Genomic DNA, 23200 nt, shown 5'->3' on the forward strand with positions numbered 1-23200 from the left:
ATTTGTTCTATACATAATGCAATGAAACATAGAGTAAACTTTTAAGTCCCTAAAAAGAAACATTGCCTCAAAAAAAAGCTGTCAAATTAATTTGATAGCTTTTTTTCTGTCATAAACTTAATGAGAAGATAATTGGTTTGAGATTGCAATTTTTTTCTGAAAAAACCAGTGCCACCAAGAAGCCAACCTTTAAATCCAATAGCTTGTTTAGCCCAATTATGAAGGCTAAAGTTGTCGGTATGTTTAATAATTAACCCATCTTTAAATTCGAATGTGGCATCAATTTTATTATGAACTTTTCTTCCGGTCTTACTAAAGGTATAATAAGCTTCCCAATGAGCTGAATTATCTGTAATGTTTGAAGTTTCAATCTTAAAATCTTTTCCTTTTTGAGATTCGCAAAGCATCTGCCACATGGCATTGGCTTGTTCACCTTTTAATACACCAAAAGCAGGATCTTCAAAAATAATGTCTTCATGATAATATGACGCCATCTTTTTGGCATCTAATTCATGAAATGCCTGGTAAAATTTAGATATTAAGTCTTTCATGTTTAGGTTATTTGCTTTTTTAATCTTTTAGAAAACCTACTTTATCATAATTACGTAGGTAAAGTATAAACAAAAAATTTATTTAATTAACAGATTAAAAATCTCATAATATCCCAATTTATGAAATAATGCTTTAGCATCGGTTTTATCGGTGTATTTATCTAACAATTAATATTTTTTGAGTTTTAAAATTGTTATGAGAAAGAAAAAGGCTTCCTTTTTAGGAAGCCTTTTTTATAATCTAAAATATAGAACACATCTGTATAATACATAGATACAGAGGCATTCCTAATGTGATATTAAATGGAAATGTAATTGCCAATGCCATTGGTAAATACAAGCTAGGATTTGCTTTTGGTACTGCTATTCGCATAGCAGCAGGTACTGCTATGTAAGACGCACTGGCGGCCAGTATTGCAAATAATAACCTGTTGCCTTCACTTTGGGTAAATGCAGAACTTATGACTGCTACTAAACTTCCGTTTATTATTGGAATAACAATTGCAAAAGTAAGTGCAAACCACCCTTTTTTGATAAATGCAGATAGCTCTTTGCCACTAGTTATTCCCATATCTAGCAGAAATACAGCTAAAAATCCTTTGAAGATGTCTGTTGTAAATGGTTTTATTCCTTCTGCTTGTTGTTCACTTGCTAAAAATCCAACAACTAAGCTTCCCAAAATTAATAGTACACTACCGTTGGTTAATGCATGTTTAGCAACCTTACCCATAGACATTTTAATGGTATTTTCTTTATCGTAAATAGATATAAGTAATAGACCAATAATTATGGATGGTGCTTCCATTAAAGCCATTACAGCTACCATATGACCACCAAAGGTTATTTGCTCTATCTCTAAAAAAGAAATGGCCGTTACAAAGGTTACAGCACTTACTGAACCGTAAGAAGCGGCAATAGCACCAGCATTTGCTACACTAAATTTACGTCTTAGAATAAAGTAGGTATAAACAGGCACAACTATGGCTAAGAAAATGCCAAATAAAAGCGACCAAATTATTTCTAAATTGAGGTCGCTGTGAGAGAGTTCTTGTCCGCCTTTAAAACCAATTGATAAAAGCAAATAGAGCGAAATAAATTTTGAGGAATTGGGAGGTATTTCCAAATCACTTTTTAGCTGTACCGCGATGATTCCAAGAAAAAAGAACAGTAATGCAGGATTTGTTAAATTATCAAATAATAGGTGTAAATCCATTGTTGATTAATTTCAGAGACTGATATAAAAAAGTGATTTGTGTTACTTTATAAATGAAATATTTAGAGTCCCATTAATAACTACATTATAGCCTTCTTTTCTTGCAATAGATATGTAGTCTTTCGCTATCTGTTTTTCGTTTAATAGTTCTTCTATTCTATTATTTTCGTAAGTGATGTCAGCATCTTCCTGGCCTTCGCATACTCTTAATTTTTGCAGTTTATGAAAATTCACTTTTTGTTCAATAAGAACATTTACTAAATGATTAGCCTCAGATGGTGTAAATAAACCTTCTACTAGGTTAACCTCTTGAGTAGCTTTTTCTACGCTGTTTTTTGTGTTTGTGTTTGACATAATAATTATTAGTTAGTGTGATTTGATTTCTGTTAATTTTATAATGCAAATGCACGATATAATAAAGGCGCATATAGCAAGGTGTTCCATAAAAATGTTACCATTAATGTAGGATAAAGTGATAAGGCCAGATAAAATTAAAAATGTTAAGGCCACTTTAATCTTTGTTTTTTGCGATGCTTTTTTATCGTCCACCGCTACTTCTTTCATAGAAGTATTAGTCTCTATTCTTTCCATATTAGCAATCTTAATTATTTATTAATTTTTTCAGGAGCAAAATTGTGACATTTTTTTTATTTATTTTTATATATATTTTTAATCATACACATAACTATATTTTATGAATTATACTTTGCACCAACTTCATATTTTTCTTAAAATCACACAATTAAAGAGTATAACTAAGGCTTCTGAAGCCTTGTTTTTGAGTCAGCCTGCAGTTTCAATACAACTTAAAAAATTTCAGGATCAATTTTCTATTCCATTAACAGAGGTAGTTGGCAGACAGCTCTATGTTACAGATTTTGGTTGGGAGATAGCAGAAGCCGCAGAAAAAATTCTTAATGAAGTTCAGGCCATTAATTATAAAACTATGTCTTTTAAAGGCCAGGTTGCTGGTCGACTAAAAATATCTGTTGTATCTACCGGAAAATATGTTATGCCTTATTTTCTGTCTGATTTTACAAATAAAAATAGTGGAGTAGATCTCGTTATGGATGTTACAAATAAAACCAGTGTTATTAAAAGTTTAGAAGACAATGAAGTAGATTTTTCTTTGGTTTCCGTTATACCAGATCAACTTAACTTAAATAGGGTAGAACTAATGGAAAATAGATTGTATTTGGTAGGCGGAACAAAGGAAAAATTTAATAGAAAAGTATCTAAGAATAAGATTTTTGAAACTTATCCGATGCTTTATAGAGAAGAAGGTTCCGCAACTCGTAATGCCATGGAAACCTTTATAGCTAGCCATAATATTAATACTCCAAAGCGCATGGAACTTACCTCGAATGAGGCATTAAAACAAGCGGTAATAGCAGGTTTGGGTTATTCTATAATGCCATTGATTGGTATTAAAAATGAACTTAAAAATGGAGATTTAAAAATTATACCATTCAAGGGCTTACCCATAACTACCAATTGGAATCTAGTTTGGCAAAGATCTAAAAACCTCTCACCTGTAGCGCAAGCATATCTAGACTTCATTAACAGCGAAAAAGAGCGAATTATAAAAGAGAATTTTGATTGGTATGAGGCCTACTAAATCCGTTTTATTTTTTCGACAATGTTACGGATGCTGTTGTATAAAAACGCATTGGTTTTAACATAGTAAAATGAAATAAAACAAACAGTAGTTAAAAATATTATTGCTCCAATTATAGCTTGCCATGGCAGTAATGTCTTTCCAATTAATTGATGTAATCCTATGCCTGTAAAACTTCCGTATATTATTATAAAGTGAATTACATAAATGGATAAGGTTTTTTGTCCAATCCTTAGTAATAAAGGTTGTTTTATATAATCTTCAACCGCATAGAATATTGCAAATAACAGAAGTACATTGCCTAATCGAATAAAGAGATAGTTGTAATATGCAACATCTTTTAAAAGTTCTAATTCCGTTATAAAATAGAGTTGCATTAATAACCAGCCCGATTTAAATATTAGAAAGAGTCCACATACAACAAAGCCAATTATAATACCTAATTTAAATTTTGGTCGTTCTAAATATCTATAAAATAGCGTAGCTATAAAGGCACCAAAAGCAACATAACCAAACCATGGGATGATATTAAAAACAGAGCCGTAATCTTTAGTTAGCCAATTAGCGAAAACCTTTGGCACATCTGGTATATCTAAATATCGGTAAAGTGGTTCTGTTAGAAATATGGTAAATCCTAAAAGGCACATTACTATTGAAAAAAGTAATGTCTTTTTAAAGGTTAGTTTATAAATACCTACAATTAATATTAATGACAAACCTATGCATTGTAATACATCAACAAGCAAAAAATATGGCGAATTAAAATTACCATAAAGCCATTGAAAAATAGGTGCACGTAATAGGTAACCTATGCCAATTAGTAATAAACCTCGATACAATCCTTTTTTCATTCTAAAGGTTGCATTTCCACTTCGTTTAGCCTTGATGAGAAGGTATGAAAATATCAATCCAGAGATTGTAAAAAACGTAGGTGCAGTAATACCTCTAAAGTATTTCCATACTGTAAATACCATACTACTATCATCTCTGTACGATACATCTAAAAGCGTATCTATAAAATGACCTTGTAACATCATTAAGATAGCAAAGGCTCTTACTGCATCAATAAAATAAAGACGTTTTTTATTCAATTTTTGATTGGTTGAGTAAAAAACATAAATTTAGTACATTAATTAGAAATAAAATCATCGATTAATCCTTTATAGAAATTAATAATTGGTAATAATACTTCTAATTTTGCATCAAAGGATAATGGAAATTCAGTAGTTATTTTAAAATGATTTTTTGTTCTATATCCTTTTATTATTTGTGAAAATTGAGATTTTCTTGCAATAGATTCTAATTCAATATTCAACAACATTTTTTCTAATGATTGTTTTAATTTTTTATCAGACGTTACAATCTTTAAAATATTAGATTTGTTATTAAAAATCCTCCAAAAATGACTTTGTGCATAAATTTTAAAAGATGAAATGGTAGTCTCTTTTAACTCAGAAACAATATGACCTAACTTTAAATCGCCTACTTCATAAGAAATATAAATAGTGTGACTTTTATATGGTAAATCAAGAGTAAATGACTTAACCCTTAAATTATCATTGTAATCTGTCATTGGTGCAAAAGTTATGAGTTTAGAATAACCAGGCTCATATTTAATTTTAAGTGCTACACCTTCTTGAATTGCAAGATCTTGGAATTGTTTTTCAAAAATATTTTTATTGATTTTCATTTCTTTGTAAGAAAAGATATGTTCTATGATTACTACTGGAAGATAACTGTTTTTCTAAAGCATAAAAAAGAGGGCAGAAGCCCTCAATCAATATTTTAATCAATAAAAAACTATTCCGCAGTTTCTTCCATGGTATGATATACGTTTTGTACATCATCATCTTCTTCAAGTTTTTCTAGAAGTTTTTCTACATCTTCTGCTTGTTCTGCTGTTAGTTTCTTGGTTACTTGTGGTATACGCTCAAAACCAGAAGAGATGATTTCAATATTATTTTCCTCTAAATAGGATTGTATATTTCCAAAACTTTCAAAAGGTGCATAAATTATTACACTTTTTACTTCATTTCCATCTTCATCCTCATCTGTATCTTCAAAGATTTCCTCAACACCAAAATCTATAAGTTCTAATTCTAGCTCTTCTAGGTCTAAATCCTCACCTTTTATTTTAAAGTTGCAGGTATGATCAAACATAAATACCACAGAGCCAGATGTACCTAAACTACCATCACACTTATTAAAATAACTGCGTACATTGGCTACTGTACGTGTGTTGTTATCTGTTGCTGTTTCTATAAGTATGGCAATGCCATGTTGCGCATAACCTTCAAAAATGACTTCTTTATAATCGCCTTGACTTTTATCTGATGCACGCTTTATAGCACGCTCAATGTTATCTTTTGGCATGTTTACAGACTTGGCATTCTGTATTACTGCTCTTAGACGAGAGTTGCTGTCTGGATCTGGACCACCTTCTTTTACTGCCATAACGATATCTTTACCTATACGAGTAAATGCCTTACTCATGGCAGACCATCGTTTCATTTTTCTTGCTTTTCTAAATTCAAAAGCTCTTCCCATTTAAAATATATTTTTTGTTCCTATTATAGCTTCGGAAACTGATTTGTATGTAATTTTATTCCTTATTTGATAAGGCAAGCAAATTTAAAAATATTAAATTAATCATTTGGAATATGCTTGCTCAAAAAGTTTTGATTAGTATTGTTTAGGTTATTGATAACTGTCTGCCTTTTATTATTAAGCTCGTCATTAAGTTTATTGTAGATCTTAACTTTCTTATTAAAATCATTAACCATGTTATTATAACCATCTATCTGTTCTTTGGTGCGCTTTCTTTGTGGTGTTTTTTCTAATGCGGCCTGTGTTTTTTGTAAATCTTCGTTTAGCACTAAAAACTCTACAATTTGTGGCATTTTGTTCTCAGCTTCATCTATAAAAAAATCGAATGCTTTTTTTGTTGTATTTGCAATAGACTTGTCGTTTTTATAATGTTCTACAGTTTTTAAAATTTCTAAACCTTCTTTTGCACTTTCAGATAATGCATTTGCATTTTGTTGTATAGCATTTGCATCACCATTATTTAAAGCTTCAATTAGATAAACTTCGTTAATGTATACTTTAAAATAGATGAGATACATTTTTTTGTAATGCTTGAAAACTTCGTTAGAAATAGTCATGTTTTTACTTAAATCAGACTCGTTTTCTATAATATTTATTTTATGATTTTTAGCGAAAGTGTAGTAATTGGTCTCATATTCTGCCTGAATTTCCTCCATCTTTTTGTCTGCCATTTCTTGTGCTAGCATATAGGCTTCCATAGCATCGTAAGATTGCTCTGCTACAGCTTTCATATCTATAATTTTTGCATAATCATCGTTCAGCATGTTCTTACTGAATTGTAATCGTTTTAAAAGTTGATTTTTAAACTCATTACCATCATAACCAGGTGCTTTTTTAATTTTATCTATAGCCTTATCTAAAGTTTTTAGAAGATTTTTTCTTTTGTTTTCAATGTTTCTATCACTTCTACTGTGTGCAATAGATTTTGTGTATTTCCACATTTTTTTTGTAATACCTTCTTGTTGTTCACTTACAAATTCTAAGTATTGTAATGCATTGTCAAAGGTTTGAGCAGATAAGCTAATAGCAAAAAAGAAAAGGGCAATGGTAAATATTTGTTTCATTGTAATGAATTGAAATTAAAGATGTAATATATCATTTATTATATAGAAAGCTTCTTGAATATGAGGATCTTTTGAGATTTTATCGCGTAACTCATTATTTAGTTTTTTATCCTCTTCATTATAGCTTAAAATGTCATTTGTAGACCTTGTGTTTAAAACTTGGTAAATAGATTTGTTATTTTCTACCGCTATGCTATAAGCATTCCATGCTTCATTATATTTTTTATTATCATTGAAAACAAACGCTAACGATAGTGGGTAATTGCCAGTTCTATTTACATAATCGTTAATAAATATATGGTTAAATGTCTTGATTGTATCAAATATACTGTCGTTTTCTATTCGTTTTTGGCTTTTACCAACAATAGAACTATAGTCTTTTTTAGGTTTAGGTCTGTGTTTTAATGTAACATCTGTAGCGGTATTTTCTAGACTAAAGTCTTTATACTTTTCTTGTGTTTTGTAATTGTCATAAATACCAGGAAGTGTAATATTAGGAACAATACCTAGATTTTGGTGACTTTTGCCAGTAACTCTAAAAAATTGTCCCATAGTCAGCTTTAAGAAATTAGTTTCTTTATTATCTAAAACAGGAACAATTAACTGCGATGTTGCCTTACCATGTGTAGTACCACCAACTATAATAGCTCTGTTATAATCTTGCATAGCACCTGCAAAAAACTCTGAAGCAGAAGCGCTAAATTGATCTACTAAAATAACAATAGGTTTGTTAAATATACTACCACGATTAGGATCTCTTATGGTGTAGTTCTCTTCGTTTCTAACTTTAGAAATAGCTACAGGGCCTCTATCTATAAACATACCAGAAAGATCAGCAGCTTCCTTCATAGAACCACCACCATTAAACCGCAAATCAATGATAATACCAGAAATATTTTCTTTTTGAAGTTTATAAATCTGCTTTGCAACATCGTTAGCTACTCCCAAACCATTTATAGATTCGGTATCTGTATAAAAACTTGGGATTTGAATATAGCCAATGTTCACCGTTTCGGATAAAACAAAACCTGTGATAGAATTGCCTTCTACTTCTAAACTGCTTTTACCTAATTTAATGGATTTAATTTGCCCATTTTTCTTTTTTATTCTGAAAGTGATTTCATCAATGTTGTCATCATTAATAAAACTAGTAATGGTTTCGTTTGAAAGGCAATAACTCTCTATGGTTCCTCTTTTACTGGTTAAAGATAATATGACATCATTAATCTCAAACTCACCATTTTTAAATGCAGTACTTCCTGGAGAGATATATGAAATAACAATATCACCATTATTGTTTTTTGTGGTTTCTATACCGAAGGACAGTTGAGAATTAGAAACGGATTTTTCAAATTGCGTTTTGTCTGAAGCACTTAAGTATGCGGAATTGGGATCTTGGTATTTAGCTAAAGCATCTAAAAAAGAAACTTCAACAAAGCGATTAATGCCTCCTAAACTATTTTCAAATTCTTGAAGAAGGCATATCTCATTATCAATAACCTTTGGTTTTATGGCTTTTTCTAATTCCTTAAAGTTTGAGATTATATCTTCTAAAATAGAATCATTCTCTACCAATTTTCTGAGAATTCTATAACGTACTCTTTTGCTCCAATACTTTTTTAGAGCATTTGTATCTTTAAAATAATTATAGTTTTTATCAGATTTATAGTATAGACTATCTGTACCAGAATAGTCTAAATTTTCATTTTTAAGTGTTTCTAAAAACGTCTTTGATGCAGCAATACGGTTTGATAATACTTCTGAATAACGTTTAATAAAATCACATTGTTTATTGTTGATAAAGTCATCAAACATAAATTCATCTGCTTTAAAACTTTCTATGTCAGATTGAAGAAAAAAGCGTTGATGTTCATCTATTTTATTTAAGAATAACTTAAAGACTCCTTTAGAAAGGCTGTCATTAACTGCTTTTGGGCTGTAGTGTGAATCTGCAATAATGGTGTTTACCGCTTGTAAATCTTTACAAAAAGAAACATTTTGAGCCTGAAGACAACTAGAAATAAATAGAATTAAAGCAGTAAAATAAAATTTCATAGCGAAGAATGCTGATAGGTATTATTCATCAGCTTCTACAATAGCTTCTATGGCTTCAGCTAGGTCAAAATCTTTTTGTGTTACACCATCAGCATCATGCGTAGATAACGAAATATTTAAAACATTATAAACATTGCTCCAATTTGGGTGGTGATTTAAGGCCTCACATTCAAAAGCAATCCTGCTCATGGCACTAAAGCAATCTTTAAAGTTGTCAAATTCTAATTCTACATGTATGGCGTTATCATAATATTCCCATTCTGGAAAACGTAGTAATTTCTTTTCTATAGTAGCTTTGTCTAATTTCATCTAATTAAAAATTTGTAAAACCTATGGTACATTTATTTCATTACTATGGTGAGCATAACTTTTATTTATCAAATGCCCATTATAGGCTTTCATAGGTTGAATTAATAATTTATTAGTCGAAATTTAAGAAAATACCGTAAAGTAGTCAAGATTATTTTATAAGTTCTTCTAAAACCTTGTCGCTAGTAATCTGAAGATGCTTCGGTAATTTATTAAATTTTGGTAAAACGGCAAGGTAACGGTCGTCATTCGTAGTGTAAACATGTTTCAATGATACTTTTTTAGGGCTAATTGCTTCTAAAATTTGCTTTACGAATTCATCATGATGTACTAAATCTGTACTTCCTAAATGAAATATCCCATACTTCTCACGGTTAATGATATAATGAATTTGCTGCGTTACTTTTTTATCCAAGGTAACATTCATTATTAAGTTGGGAAAGATTTCAACCGATTCGTTTTCAGAAATAAATAGTTTCATTTCCTGAATTCTTGGACATTGCTGCCCAAAAACCATAGGTAATCTCAATATCGCTACTTGCTTCTTAGGTAAGCGAAGTAACATGTTCTCTATTTTTATTTTGAAATGACCATAGATACTATGACTTAGCGTTTTGTCTAACTCGTAACTTGGATATTTACTATAAGCATCAAATACATTAGCAGAGGACAAGAAAATGATTTTTGTGCCATTCTCTAATGCATACTCAGCGATGTGTTGATGTGTAATGGTCTGTGCATTAAAATCGCCTCTTATGGCTGAAATAACAATTGTGGGTTTTGTAGCTTCTAAAATTTCGTAAACATCATCTTCTTCTACATTATAATTGAAGAATTGCTTATTGCTCTCAAAAATCTTTTTTGGAGTTCTATTGGTGCCAAAGGTTTTAAAATAGGGTCCTAGCTCTTTGTAAATTGCATTACCGATGTATCCACTAGCACCAAGAATAAGGATTCTGTGTTTGTTTAAATTCTTCTTCATTAATGTCCTTCAACCTATTTAAAACCAACTACCCTTTATAAAACGGTAATTTTACAACCGTTGCAGGAATAGCCTTTTTACGCACCTGAATATTTATCTTACTATCTACTTTAGAGAACACTTTAGGTACATAACCCAAGCCAATGCCAATCCCTAAGCTAGGGCTCATTGTCCCAGAAGTAACATTACCAATTATGTTTCCATTGTTATCTACTATGTCATAACCATGACGTGGAATTCCTCTTTCATCTAACTTAAAAGCGACTAATTTGCGCTCTGGTGTGCGTTCTTTTTCTGCTTGTAAGGCTTCACTGTTTGTAAATTCTTTGTTGAATTTACAAATCCAACTCAAACCAGCTTCAATTGGCGACGTAGTATCATCTATATCATTTCCATATAAACAATAACCCATTTCTAAGCGTAATGTGTCTCTTGCTGCTAAGCCAATTGGTTTAATGCCAAAGTCAGCACCAGCTTCTAATACTTTATCCCAAATTTGCTTTACTTCAGAGTTTTTACAATAAATCTCAAAACCACCACTTCCAGTATAACCTGTAGCGGAGATAATGACATGCTCTATACCTGCAAAATCACCAACCACAAAATTGTAGAATTTAATAGCAGATAAATCATGACTTGATAATGACTGCATAGCTTCAACAGCTTTTGGACCTTGAATTGCTAAAAGTGAATAATCTTCACTTAAATCTCGCATATCTGCACCAACATCATTTTTTGACGAAATCCAATTCCAGTCTTTTTCAATATTACTAGCATTAACAACAAGTAGATAAGTTTCGTCTTTAACCTTGTATATGATCAGATCATCTACAATGCCACCATCATCATTTGGTAAACAACTGTATTGCGCTTTTCCTATTTCTAATTTTGAAGCGTCATTACTCGATACTTTTTGAATAAGCTCTAAAGCATGTGGGCCTTCAATTAAAAATTCACCCATATGAGACACATCAAAAACACCAACAGCTTTACGTACAGTTTCGTGTTCTATGTTTACACCTTCATATTGTACAGGCATATTGTATCCTGCAAAAGGAACCATTTTAGCACCTAAAGCAATGTGAGTTTCTGTTAAAGCAGTATTCTTCATCAATTGTATATTTTATTTCCAAAAATAGGATTATGGTTGGTTTTAAAAAGTTGCGCTAAATTAAAGAATTTTTATGGCTTATTATCATAAAAAAAGCCACCAAATTTCGGTAGCTTTTTTGATATATTTTTTAATAGTTAGAACTGATATCTAATACCCAAGGCAATATCAAAATCTAAGTCATCTCTAAAGTCTCCAAAGCCAAGTTCTGGTCTAAAATCTAATGATAGTAATAGAGGAATATCAAAATTATATTCTATACCTATGTCACCAGCTACAAAGACAAATGTTTCATCATCAAAATCGCCATCATCAAAGCTGTAAGAGCCTAAGCCTCCACCAGCACCAGCATACCAGTTAAAGTTTCCATCTAATTGCCAAACCCATTGATACAAACCAGTTAGTTTAAAGCCATCGTAATCATTTCCACTTCTCCATCCCAAGTCTGCTTCTAGTCGATTGTTATCACCAAGAGCGCGCTGATATGATATTTCTGCACCAAAGCCATCGCTATCTCCAAGTCTAAGACCGATAGCGTTATCAGCAATTTCTTGAGCGCTAGCAGCAAAAGTAAAACTTGTAAAAACTGTAAGTAATAAAATTATTTTTTTCATAAGAATTTTAAGTTTTAGTGTTTATATTTCAAAAAAGTTGTTTCGTTGTCTCTGACTATAACGACGAAATTATGTTAAAATTGAGTTTGAACAATGATATTTAAGACAACATTAATAATCGTTAATGTTGAATATTTGAATTAACATGGCTGCAAATTTAGAATCACATTTACAGATCTTAAGCAAGAATTTAGAGGGCGAATTTTACTTTGATGATTTAATGTTAAAGCTTTATGCGACCGATGCATCAGTATATAGAATGCTACCAACAGCTGTGGCATTGCCTAAAACAATAGCAGATATTAAAAAGCTTATTGCATTTGCAAATACCCATAAAATAGGACTTATACCCAGAACTGCTGGAACTTCTCTTGCAGGGCAAGTCGTGGGTAAAGGTATTATAGTAGATGTCTCTAAGTATTTTACTAAAATTATAAATATCAATGAGGTTAAAAAAACTGTCACAGTTCAACCTGGTGTGGTTAGAGACCAACTAAATAATTATCTAATGCCATTCGGATTGTTTTTTGGACCTAATACCTCCACATCAAATCGTTGTATGATTGGTGGCATGGTAGGTAATAATTCTTCAGGAACTACATCTATTCAGTATGGTGTAACACGAGATAAAGTCCTTAGTTTAAAAACGCTTTTAAGTGATGGGAGTGAAGCTACCTTTGAGACAATAACAAGAGATGATTTTCTTCAAAAAACAAAAGAAAGTACTCTTGAAGGGCATATTTACAAATCAATTTATGAAGAATTAAAATCAGAATCTGTACAAAAACAGATTAAGGAAAACTTCCCTAAAGCCAGTATTCATAGAAGAAATACAGGTTATGCGATTGATGAATTAATTAAATCTGAAGTTTTCTCTAATTCGGCATCTGAGCGTAGTCAAAGTTCAAAATTCAACATGTGCAAATTGCTAGCAGGAAGTGAAGGTACGCTTGCATTTACAACAGAAATAACACTACAATTAGATGACTTACCACCCAAGAATAGTGCTATGGTAGCTTTTCATTTTGAAAGCATAGCAAATTGTATGAAGGCTGTAAAACCATTAATGCAACACAATTTGCATACTTGTGAGATGATGGATGACACTATATTAAATCTCACAAAGCATAATAAAATGCAGCAAGAAAACAGAGTATTTATAGAAGGAAATCCTACAGCTATTTTAATGTGCGAGCTAAAAGCTGAAACTCAAGGCGCATTAGATCTTGAAATTAAAAACCTTGTAAAGACAGCTGATGAGCTTGGTTTAAGTTATGCAGCACCAATCCTTAAAGGAGAAAACATAGCCAAAGCCATAGAATTACGTAAAGCCGGTTTAGGACTTTTAGGTAACATGATTGGTGATAAAAAAGCAGTGGCTTGTATTGAAGATACTGCTGTGGCTTTAGATGATTTGGATGCTTACATTGAAGAGTTCACAACTCTTATGAAATCATATAACCAAAACGCAGTGTACTATGCGCATGCTGGTGCTGGTGAATTGCATTTGCGACCAATTTTAGATTTAAAACAGTCTAAGGATGTTAAATTGTTTAGAGCTATAACCACTGATGTAGCCAAACTTGTAAAGAAATATCAAGGCTCAATGTCTGGCGAACATGGTGATGGAATTGTGCGTGCAGAGTTTATTCCTTTAATGATTGGTGAAGCAAATTATCAATTATTAAAACGGATAAAATTAGCTTTTGATGTTGATAATATTTTTAATCCTGGAAAAATTGTAGATGCTTTTCCGATGGATAAAAATTTACGGTACGAAACTGATAGAGAAGAACGACAAATAGAAACGTTTTTAGATTTTTCGCACTCCAAAGGTATTCTTCGTGAAGCCGAAAAATGCAATGGCTCTGGTGATTGTAGAAAATTACCAGAGTTTGGTGGAGTAATGTGTCCGAGTTACAGAGCTACACGAAACGAAAAAGATACCACAAGAGCGCGAGCTAATGCGTTACGTGAGTATTTAACAAATTCTGAAAAGCAAAATAAATTTAACCATCAAGAATTAAAAGATGTTTTTAGCCTTTGCCTAAGCTGTAAAGCATGTGCGAGCGAATGTCCAAGTAGTGTAGATGTTGCAAGCTTAAAAGCCGAATTTTTATATCAATATCAAAAAGAAAACGGAGTAACTTTTAAAGATAAGTTTTATGCCAATGCAACTAAGTATAACAGAATGGCATCTCGTTTTCCTAGTTTAGCTAATGTATTATTTACAACAAAATTTATACGAGGTTTTATGAATGCTTCTTTAGATCTTCATCCTAAAAGAAGTTTGCCTTTGTTTTCTAAATCATTTTCTAAATGGGCTAAAAAGAAATCATTTCTTGTACGAAACCCAATTAAAGAAGTTTACTTGTTTGTAGATGAGTTTAGTAACTCTTTAGAATTTGATATAGTTTTAGATCTTAAAGTATTACTTTTTAATTTAGGGTATAATGTTATAGATATAAGCCATTTAGAAAGTGGTAGAAGTTTTTTGTCTAAAGGGTTTTTAAAAGAGGCTAAGGCTATAGCTGATAAGAATATAACGTTCTTTAAAAATTGTATTAATGACGATTTTCCTTTGATAGGTATAGAACCTTCAGCCATATTAACATTTAAAGATGAATACTTAAAATTAGCAGATGATAAAACGGCAGCAAAATCTATTGCAGATCGTACTTTTTTGATAGAAGAGTTCATTCAAAATGAAATTGAAATAGGTAACATTACTTCCAATGAATTTACCAAAGAAAGCAAAACGATTAAATTTCATGGCCATTGCTATCAAAAGGCGTCAGGTAATCAAAAATCAAGTTTCGATATTCTTAATTTACCAAAAAATTACAAAGTTACCATAATACCAAGTGGCTGCTGTGGAATGGCAGGTAGTTTCGGCTATGAAAAAGATAACTATGAAATTAGTATGCAAATAGGCGAGCAAACGTTGTTTCCTGCTGTAAGAAAAGCGACAAATGATACTATAATTGCAGCAAATGGCACAAGTTGTAGACATCAAATAAAAGATGGTACAGGACGTGTTGCTAAGCATCCTGTTTCAATTCTTAGAGAAGCTTTAGTTTAACTTTTTCTTTTTGGGTTGCTCTACAATGGTAATGGCAGCAATAAGATCTTTAACATCCATATCCTTTAGATCTTCGTCGGCAAAGAAAGGAGAGAGTTTATCGTTATTGTAGTTATAGACTTTCCAGCGTTTAAATTGATACTCCAATGCCGTAAAATTCTCTACCCAATCACCAGAGTTTAAATAGGTGGTTTTACCGTGCTTGTTTTCTTTAATAAGCATTTTTGGCTGATGTATATGACCGCAAACCACATAATCATAACCATTTTCTATCGCAAGATCAGTAGCAACTTTTTCAAAGTCATTTATATACTTCACAGCACCTTTAACACTGTTTTTAATGCGTTTAGAAAGGGAATATCGCTCTTTTCCAAGCTTCTCTAATCCCCAATTCACCACGCTATTCATTAAAATTAAAAGGTCGTATCCCCAACCACCAAGCTTGGCAAGCCATTTAGCATTTTGTATAGAAATGTCAAAAACATCACCATGAAAAAACCATGCCTTTTTACCATCTAAATCAAGTACAAGTTTGTTTACAATAGAGATGTTTCCGATGGCTGTATCGGTAAATTTTCTTAGCATCTCATCATGATTGCCTGTAATGTAAATTACTTCAGTGCCATTTGCCGCAAAGTCCATGATTTTTTTAATGACACTTAAATGAGATTTTGGAAAGTAACGTTTTTTAAATTGCCAGATATCAACAATATCACCGTTAAGAATTAACTTCTTAGGCTCAATACTGTTTAAGTAGGTTAAAAGTTGTTTGGCTTGGCAGCCAAACGTTCCTAAATGAACATCTGATATTACCGCTATTTCTACTTTTCTCTTTAAATTCAAGGCTAAAAATCAATGCTACAAATTACATCTATAGTTATTAACTGATTGTAATGAGATAATTAACTAACTATGAGCAAACTGTTACGAAATTGTTATGAGAAAAGGTGTTTTAAACCTCTAAATTTAAAGTTGGCAGATGCCTCAAAAAACAGTTGATGATTTTTGTTTCTCTAATAATACATTTACATTAGCGTAAAATAAGAATTAATGGCAGGAAATTCTTTCGGAAAACTATTTAAACTCACCACTTTTGGTGAATCTCATGGTGTTGCAATAGGTGGAATAATTGATGGATGTCCATCGGGTTTAAAATTAGATTTTGAGGCAATTCAAAACGAATTAAATAGACGTAAACCAGGACAGTCTAAAATTGTAACGCAACGTAAAGAACCAGATACAGTAGAATTTTTGTCTGGTATTTTTGAAGGCGTAACAACAGGAACTCCAATAGGTTTTGTAATAAAAAACACCAACCAAAAATCAAAAGATTATTCGCATATCAAAGATGTGTATAGACCAAGTCATGCAGACTACACTTACGATAAAAAATACGGTGTAAGAGATTACAGAGGCGGAGGAAGAAGTTCTGCACGTGAAACAGCAAGTAGAGTAGTGGCTGGTGCTATTGCTAAACAAATGTTATCCTCAATAAAGATTAATGCTTTTACGTCTTCTGTTGGTGATATTTTTATAGATAAACCTTATCAGGATTTAGATTTTAGTAAAATTGAATCTAATATCATCCGTTGTCCTGACGAAACTTCGGCAGAAAAAATGATTAGCAAGGTTCAAGAAGTAAGAAAAAAGGGCGATACTATTGGTGGCACTGTAACTTGCGTATTACAAAATGTACCAGCAGGATTGGGCGAGCCTGTTTTTGACAAACTACACGCTGAGCTAGGCAAAGCCATGTTATCGATAAACGCAGTAAAAGGCTTTGAGTATGGAAGTGGTTTCTGTGGTGCAAAAATGATTGGTAGCGAACATAACGATAAGTTTAATGAGGATGGCTCAACACAAACTAACTTGTCTGGCGGTATACAGGGTGGTATTAGTAACGGTATGGACATTTACTTTAGAGTTGCCTTTAAGCCAGTTGCTACAACCTTACAAAAACAAGAAACCATAAATAGCAAAGGAGAAACTGTTGAAATGCAAGGCAAGGGACGTCATGACCCTTGTGTGGTACCAAGAGCTGTGCCCATTGTAGAAGCAATGGCTACTTTGGTTTTAGCAGATTATGTACTCCTTCGTAGGCAGGAGTCTAAAGACTGGTAATGAATTTTTGCGGAAGCAGACATTTAAGAAAATAAAAGTAAGTTTAATTAAAAAGATTCCTGCATTCGCAGGAAGTATATATGAAGAAACTAGCATTACACTGGAAGATTATTATAGGAATGATTCTGGGAATTATTTTCGGATTCATCATGAATGCTGTGAGTGGTCAGCAATTTGTTACAGATTGGGTAGCACCTTTTGGAACAATATTTATTAATCTTTTAAAATTAATCGCTGTTCCTTTGATATTAGCATCATTAATAAAAGGTATCTCAGATTTAAAAGACATTTCTAAAATTAGAGATATGGGTTTGCGCACTATCACCATCTATATTGGCACAACTTTGGTCGCCATTATTATAGGATTGTCCATAGTGAATGCTGTACAACCTGGAACTGGTATGCCAGAAGATACCATTGAGAAAATAAAGGAAAAATACGAAAATGATGCAGGTGTTACAGATAAGTTAACCAAAGCTAGTGCCCAAAAGGATGCAGGTCCGCTTCAAGCTTTGGTTGATATTTTTCCAAGTAATATCTTTCAAGCCATGGGTGAGGCAAAAATGTTACAGGTTATATTTTTTGCGCTATTTGTAGGAATTTGTTTGCTTTTAATTGGTGATGAGAAAGCCAAACCCATGATAGATATTTTTGATTCGCTCAATGAAGTCGTCATGAAAATGGTAGACCTGATTATGTTGTTTGCGCCTTATGCAGTATTTGCGCTTATGGCAAATGTTATTATTGCATTTGATGATACCGAAATATTATTGAAACTACTTCAATATGCATTATGTGTTGTGGTAGGTTTGTTATTAATGATTTGTTTCTATCTGCTATTAGTGAAGATTTTTACAAAAAAATCGCCAATGTGGTTTCTTAATAAAATTAGTCCGGCTCAGTTATTAGCATTTTCAACAAGTAGTAGTGCAGCTACACTTCCTGTAACTATGGAGCGTGTTGAAGAACATCTCGGTGTAGACAAAGAAGTTTCTGGTTTTGTTTTGCCAGTTGGCGCAACTGTTAATATGGATGGAACTAGTTTATACCAAGGTATAGCGGCAGTGTTTATTATGCAAGTTATTTGGCCCGAAGGGTTAACCTTTACTAATCAGTTGGTTATTGTATTAACAGCGCTATTAGCATCAATTGGTAGTGCAGCGGTACCAAGTGCAGGTATGGTGATGTTGGTGATAGTTTTAGAGTCGATTGGTTTTCCTGCTGAACTACTTCCCATAGGACTCGCGTTAATATTTGCAGTAGACAGACCGTTAGATATGTGTAGAACAGTAGTAAATGTTACTGGAGATGCTACTGTCTCTATGATGGTTGCTAAATCTTTAGGTAAACTTCATGACGACCCTAAGCCGAAGGAATGGGATGATAATTATAAAAAAGTAAAATAAGTTTGCTAATTATAATTTCATTAAATTAGACAGTCCATTAACCAACAATACATAGATTTAGATGAATATTTGCTTTATAATGTATCCTTGGGACAAAGTAGATCCCGAAAATGATACTAGTCTTGCCTTGATAAAAGAGTGCTCTAAAAGAGGTCATGGCGTAGCCATGTGCACTCCAGCCAACTTAACAATTAGAGATAGTGTTACTAATGCTTTTTGTAATGTTATTGGTAGAATGGATAAGGTGCCCTCAACCCTCAAATCATTCTATAATAAAGTGAAATTAAGAGAAGAAATGCTGCCGCTAGCAGGATTTGATGCTATTTTTTTTAGAGCAAATCCACCTTTAGATCCCATAATGCTCAATTTTTTGGATTCAGTAAAAGATGATGTATTCATTATAAATTCTTTAGAAGGCATGCGTGAGGCCAATAATAAGCTATATACTGCTGCATTTGGAGATGCGCACAGTAATATCATTCCTAATACGCATGTTTCAAAAAATAAAAAGTATTTGGTGCGTCAGATTAAGGAATCTAAGGCAGATAAAATGATTATAAAACCTCTAAATGGATTTGGAGGTTCAGGAGTTATTCTGATAGAAAAGTCAGCTATGAGCAATATTAATTCGCTTTTAGATTTCTATATATCTAATTCCGATGGCACTTCTAACTATGTCATCTTACAAGATTATATTGAAGGCGCTGACCAAGGCGATGTAAGGATTTTAATGCTGAATGGAGAGCCTGTTGGTGCTATGAAACGTGTTCCTGGTTCTGACGATCATCGTTCTAACGTCTCAGCAGGAGGGAGCGTACAAAAGCATACACTTACTAAGGCAGAGAAGGCACTATGCAAACAAATAGGACCAAAACTGGTTAAAGATGGTTTATACTTTGTGGGTATAGATGTTATTGGAGGTAAATTGGTTGAAGTTAATGTAATGTCGCCAGGCGGAATTACCTACATCAATAAAGTGTACAAGAATAAGATTAAGGTTGAAGAAAAGGTTATTGACTTCTTAGAAAGTAAGGTGCTAGATCAACTTCAAGCTTTTGACAGACGTACAAGGCTTCGTAAGGCGGTTGATGAAGCTTGAGTTTTATCTGCTAATTATATAGCGAAAAATTAATCCGAAAAACTTATTTTCAAGATAAAAGTATGAAAACAATCGACTGGACGAGAGACGAACTTGTGGCATATATTTTATTATTTGCTGCAAACTCAGACTTTAAAGAAAACAATAAAGAACGCAATGTCATTATTTCTAAAGTAGATATGAAAACCTTTTCAGAAATTCATGAAGAGTTTGATAAGGATAACGACTACCAAGGCATTCAAAAAATAATGACTAGTCTTACACAGCATAATTACGATAGAGAAGATGTAGAAATCCTTCTAGAGGATATAAAAACGCTGTTTTTTTCAGATGGCGATTTTAATATTAATGAACGCATTATGCTGAAATCTTTAGAACGACTCTTCAAGACTTTATAATGGAGCGACTTTCAATAAATGCTATTGTAGCTAAAATAGAAACAGAAGAAACATTTCATGCAGTTTCTGATGATTATTCTTTTACTTTAAAAGTAGATGATTATGTGCCTTATGTATGCGGAGCAGTACACGATGGACACCAATTTAGACAAGACCTTTGGGATAATTGCTTGCACTCAGCGTATGATAGGTGGTATGAAGAAGATCCTGAAACCAAAAACATGGTTATTTCTCATCCCATACTAATTTCTGGTTGCGATTCACGTTTCGAATATGATCTTAATAGAGATCCAAGCAACGCCGTTTTTGATACTGCTTGGGGAAAACAACTTTGGAAGCATCCTTTACCAAAAACCGAAAAAACCAAAAGTCTGCAGAAGCATGCTAATTTTTATAAAATTGTAAAAGCATTAATCTCCAAGATTGAAGAAAAGTTTGGTGTGTGCATAGTTTACGATATGCATAGTTATAATTGGCAACGTTGGGATAGGGAAGTGCCAACATGGAATTTAGGAACCTCTAATATTGATAACAATCGCTTTGGTGAAGAAGTGGAATCTTGGCGATGTATGCTAGAAAGTATCGAGTTGCCTAATGATATAAAGCAAACCGCCAAGATTAACGATACTTTTCAAGGAAATGGATATTTCTTAAAATTCATTACCAATACTTTTGAAAATACTTTAGTTTTGGCAACCGAAATAGCTAAGGTGTATTGCGATGAATATAAACAGATAATTTATCCCGAAGTTGTTGCTGCTGTAGAACAGCAATTAAAGACACTTATACCGAAGCATGCAGACGAATTTTACACAAAGTTTAAGGCCTAATGTCCCAGATTAAGACTACAGAAGAGTTTCAAGATTTATTTGATATTGATGCTAATCTTAACAGGTTGGTAAAGAACATTGAACTACTCAATTATATCAACCCTCAGAATATTGCTGCAGAAAAGAAAAAGTTCTATTCAGCAAAATTTAATTACGAGCCAGAGTTTAATTATCCAAAAATGCGATTTAATGGTTACAAATTACATCGCTTATTTTTTTCGCAACGTTTAGAACGTATAGAAGATGAAGACATTAGGCAATTATATGAAGACATTATTTACGAATATTCTGGTTTAATAGAATGTATAGAAACTATTGGTCAAGGTCGTAAGTTTTATTTTAATAGTCTTAAGAGTTTTGGTACTCCAACAGAAAAAGATATTGAAAACGCAAAGTTTATTCTACGCTTTGATGATTCTGAGTTTGATGAGGAAATGCTCCCTATGTATAACGCGAGTGAAGCTAGAGATTATTTTGCTGAATTTTCTAAGCGCTACGATTTTAAATACAACATAAAGATTTCTAATAATCTTTCTGCAGCTGCCATGGTTTTGAATAATACGCAAACTTTAGTACTAAGAAAAAGTCATAAATACAGTTTAAATCAGCTTAAAGTATTAACAAATCACGAGATTGGAGTACATATGGTAACGACTTTTAATGCACTAGAACAGCCATTAAAAATATTTTCTAATGGTTTACCAAACAATGTTGAAACTCAAGAAGGTTTGGCAGTGTATTCTGAATTTATGAGCGGTTGCTTAACTATTGAACGGTTAAAAGAGTTGGCATTTAGGGTTATTGCTGTAGACAGCCTAAATAAAGGGTATAATTTTGCTGACACATTCCATTTGTTACACAACCAACATAAGCTAAATCGAGATAAAGCCTTTGCAATTACATTAAGAGTACACAGAGGTGGTGGATTTACAAAGGATCATCTATACCTTAAAGGCATTAGAAATATTTACAAATACGCTAAAGCTGGAAATGATCTAGGTATCTTGTTGACAGGTAAAGTCAGTCAGGAATACATACCGAATATGAACAAACTTATTGATTTGGGCTTAGCAGTTAAACCAAAGTATTTTACAGATGCTTATGTGGTAAATGACAATACCAATCCCAACTTGGATTTTATTTTGAAGAGTCTTAAGTAAAAACCTCAAAGCTAAATACTTTCTATCCTTATTTTAAGATACCTAAAAGAAGTTAGACATATTTCTTTAAGGAATTTAACTTGTTCCTAACTAACAGAAGTTAGGGTTAAACTGAAAATTATCTTGCCTTGAGGCTTAAAATTACTAAGATTAAAACCATTAACTTAAAAAAGCTCGCAACCAAAAGTATCTTAAACTATGTTTTTAGAAAACCAATATTTAGTAAGATTTTGCTTTCAGTAAGTAAATGGTGTTTCTCAATGAGTATGCTATCATGTCATAGAAGATATGTGCATTTTTAACATTTAGAACAATAATAATGGGTTTATATCGAGTTTTTTTAATTAGACAAAGTTGATTGTTTTATTTTTGAGTAAACAAATTGTGCTATTAACCAATTCGAATTTCCCTCAAAACGAATTGAATTTTGTTTGAGTTAAATTAGTTTTAAGTAAGTTGTTAATTTAAAGAAGGCCTTTTAGAATTTATTTTAAAAGGCTTTTTTACATCAAGAATTTAGCTTTTAACTCGGGTGTAGGTATCATACATGCATCTTTCTTTCCGTACCATTTGTATCGATTTTTAGCTACAAAGTCATAGACCCAATTTCTAATAAACGTAGGTACGAGAAAAAATATAGCCATCAATTTTGTCGGAAAACTAAGTTGTTTTGCAACATGCAAAGCTGCGGTAGATTTATGATAAACCTTTTGCTCTGATGGATTATAAAGTAAAATAGAGTCTACTTTATTAGTGTCTATTTTAAATTGAGATGTTATAGACTTTCCAATATCGCTTTGGAGTGGTGCAAACAAGAACTTATTCTTTGTATCGCGTTTAATCACATACAAAACACTGCTGTTGCAAAGGTTGCATACACCATCAAAAAGTATAAGTTGCTTATTTTTTGGCACATCGTTTACCATATTGCAAAGATAAGGTTTAGAACAGTTTTTGAGATTGGTATTAACAAGGTCTTA

The 23200-nt window shown here is 32.3% G+C and carries 22 protein-coding genes; 8 read left to right on the top strand and 14 right to left on the bottom strand.

Annotation, left to right across the window (positions count from 1 at the left end; translation table 11 throughout):
* Positions 1–86 precede the first annotated feature (86 nt).
* The 3 genes from FC091_RS08880 to FC091_RS08890 all read right to left on the bottom strand — a co-directional run bounded on the left by FC091_RS08880 (position 87) and on the right by FC091_RS08890 (position 2118).
* Complete coding sequence (locus FC091_RS08880) at positions 87–551, bottom strand: nuclear transport factor 2 family protein (RefSeq protein ID WP_138433921.1); 465 nt, start codon at positions 549–551, stop codon at positions 87–89.
* Between the two features lie 241 nt (positions 552–792).
* Complete coding sequence (locus FC091_RS08885) at positions 793–1764, bottom strand: sodium-dependent bicarbonate transport family permease (RefSeq protein WP_138433922.1); 972 nt, start codon at positions 1762–1764, stop codon at positions 793–795.
* A 42-nt stretch (positions 1765–1806) separates the two neighbouring features.
* Complete coding sequence (locus FC091_RS08890; protein WP_138433923.1) at positions 1807–2118, bottom strand: hypothetical protein; 312 nt, start codon at positions 2116–2118, stop codon at positions 1807–1809.
* Between the two features lie 340 nt (positions 2119–2458).
* Between FC091_RS08890 and FC091_RS08895 the strand changes: the two genes are divergently transcribed.
* Complete coding sequence (locus FC091_RS08895; protein ID WP_138433924.1) at positions 2459–3382, top strand: LysR family transcriptional regulator; 924 nt, start codon at positions 2459–2461, stop codon at positions 3380–3382.
* Here the strand turns inward: FC091_RS08895 and FC091_RS08900 are convergent.
* The 9 genes from FC091_RS08900 to FC091_RS08940 form a co-directional block, all read right to left on the bottom strand.
* The gene (locus FC091_RS08900) at positions 3379–4473 is read right to left on the bottom strand and encodes a heparan-alpha-glucosaminide N-acetyltransferase domain-containing protein (RefSeq protein ID WP_138433925.1); all 1095 of its coding nucleotides are present in this window, start codon (positions 4471–4473) and stop codon (positions 3379–3381) included. The two genes, FC091_RS08895 and FC091_RS08900, sit on opposite strands and share 4 nt — an antisense overlap.
* Positions 4474–4511: 38 nt before the next feature.
* Positions 4512–5072, bottom strand: coding sequence for a hypothetical protein (locus FC091_RS08905; protein ID WP_138433926.1), 561 nt, complete (start codon positions 5070–5072; stop codon positions 4512–4514).
* 110 nt (positions 5073–5182) lie between these two features.
* A complete protein-coding gene (locus FC091_RS08910) occupies positions 5183–5929 on the bottom strand; it encodes a YebC/PmpR family DNA-binding transcriptional regulator (RefSeq protein WP_138433927.1) in 747 nt (248 codons plus the stop codon).
* A gap of 98 nt (positions 5930–6027) precedes the next feature.
* Complete coding sequence (locus FC091_RS08915; RefSeq protein ID WP_138433928.1) at positions 6028–7053, bottom strand: LIC11966 family surface protein; 1026 nt, start codon at positions 7051–7053, stop codon at positions 6028–6030.
* Positions 7054–7068: 15 nt separating this feature from the next.
* The gene (locus tag FC091_RS08920; RefSeq protein WP_138433929.1) at positions 7069–9108 is read right to left on the bottom strand and encodes a S41 family peptidase; all 2040 of its coding nucleotides are present in this window, start codon (positions 9106–9108) and stop codon (positions 7069–7071) included.
* A gap of 21 nt (positions 9109–9129) precedes the next feature.
* Entirely contained in the window at positions 9130–9417 is a 288-nt protein-coding gene (locus FC091_RS08925; RefSeq protein WP_138433930.1) for a 4a-hydroxytetrahydrobiopterin dehydratase, read from the bottom strand.
* Positions 9418–9568: 151 nt separating this feature from the next.
* Positions 9569–10399 (bottom strand): sugar nucleotide-binding protein, encoded by an 831-nt coding sequence (locus tag FC091_RS08930; protein WP_138433931.1) that lies wholly within the window; start codon positions 10397–10399, stop codon positions 9569–9571.
* Positions 10400–10427: 28 nt separating this feature from the next.
* Positions 10428–11510, bottom strand: a complete 1083-nt coding sequence (gcvT, locus tag FC091_RS08935; RefSeq protein ID WP_138433932.1) for a glycine cleavage system aminomethyltransferase GcvT — start codon at positions 11508–11510, stop codon at positions 10428–10430.
* Between the two features lie 137 nt (positions 11511–11647).
* The gene (locus FC091_RS08940; protein ID WP_138433933.1) at positions 11648–12124 is read right to left on the bottom strand and encodes a hypothetical protein; all 477 of its coding nucleotides are present in this window, start codon (positions 12122–12124) and stop codon (positions 11648–11650) included.
* 145 nt (positions 12125–12269) lie between these two features.
* Here FC091_RS08940 and FC091_RS08945 point away from each other — a divergent pair, with 145 nt between their 5' ends.
* Entirely contained in the window at positions 12270–15206 is a 2937-nt protein-coding gene (locus FC091_RS08945; RefSeq protein WP_138433934.1) for an FAD-binding and (Fe-S)-binding domain-containing protein, read from the top strand.
* Here the strand turns inward: FC091_RS08945 and FC091_RS08950 are convergent.
* Positions 15198–16049 (bottom strand): UDP-2,3-diacylglucosamine diphosphatase, encoded by an 852-nt coding sequence (locus FC091_RS08950; RefSeq protein WP_138433935.1) that lies wholly within the window; start codon positions 16047–16049, stop codon positions 15198–15200. The genes FC091_RS08945 and FC091_RS08950 overlap by 9 nt on opposite strands.
* A 207-nt stretch (positions 16050–16256) precedes the next feature.
* On the opposite strand from FC091_RS08950, the gene aroC reads away from it, so the two are divergent.
* The 6 genes from aroC to FC091_RS08980 all read left to right on the top strand — a co-directional run bounded on the left by aroC (position 16257) and on the right by FC091_RS08980 (position 22220).
* Entirely contained in the window at positions 16257–17327 is a 1071-nt protein-coding gene (aroC, locus tag FC091_RS08955) for a chorismate synthase (RefSeq protein ID WP_138433936.1), read from the top strand.
* An 80-nt stretch (positions 17328–17407) separates the two neighbouring features.
* A complete protein-coding gene (locus tag FC091_RS08960) occupies positions 17408–18733 on the top strand; it encodes a dicarboxylate/amino acid:cation symporter (protein WP_138433937.1) in 1326 nt (441 codons plus the stop codon).
* 61 nt (positions 18734–18794) lie between these two features.
* Positions 18795–19832: a glutathione synthase gene (gene gshB, locus FC091_RS08965; RefSeq protein WP_076615294.1), complete on the top strand. Its 1038-nt coding sequence runs from the start codon at positions 18795–18797 to the stop codon at positions 19830–19832.
* 62 nt (positions 19833–19894) lie between these two features.
* Positions 19895–20230 carry a hypothetical protein gene (locus tag FC091_RS08970; protein WP_138433938.1) on the top strand — a complete coding sequence of 112 codons (336 nt, stop codon included), beginning with the start codon at positions 19895–19897 and terminating at the stop codon, positions 20228–20230.
* The gene (locus tag FC091_RS08975) at positions 20230–21060 is read left to right on the top strand and encodes an N-formylglutamate amidohydrolase (protein WP_138433939.1); all 831 of its coding nucleotides are present in this window, start codon (positions 20230–20232) and stop codon (positions 21058–21060) included. The genes FC091_RS08970 and FC091_RS08975 overlap by 1 nt, the downstream gene beginning before the upstream one ends.
* A complete protein-coding gene (locus FC091_RS08980; protein WP_138433940.1) occupies positions 21060–22220 on the top strand; it encodes a flavohemoglobin expression-modulating QEGLA motif protein in 1161 nt (386 codons plus the stop codon). The genes FC091_RS08975 and FC091_RS08980 overlap by 1 nt, the downstream gene beginning before the upstream one ends.
* Positions 22221–22723: 503 nt before the next feature.
* On the opposite strand, the gene FC091_RS08985 is transcribed toward FC091_RS08980, so the two are convergent.
* Positions 22724–23146, bottom strand: a complete 423-nt coding sequence (locus FC091_RS08985; protein WP_138433941.1) for a thiol-disulfide oxidoreductase DCC family protein — start codon at positions 23144–23146, stop codon at positions 22724–22726.
* Positions 23147–23200: the final 54 nt, after the last annotated feature.

The organism is Winogradskyella algicola (assembly GCF_005869935.1).
Classification (GTDB): domain Bacteria; phylum Bacteroidota; class Bacteroidia; order Flavobacteriales; family Flavobacteriaceae; genus Winogradskyella; species Winogradskyella algicola.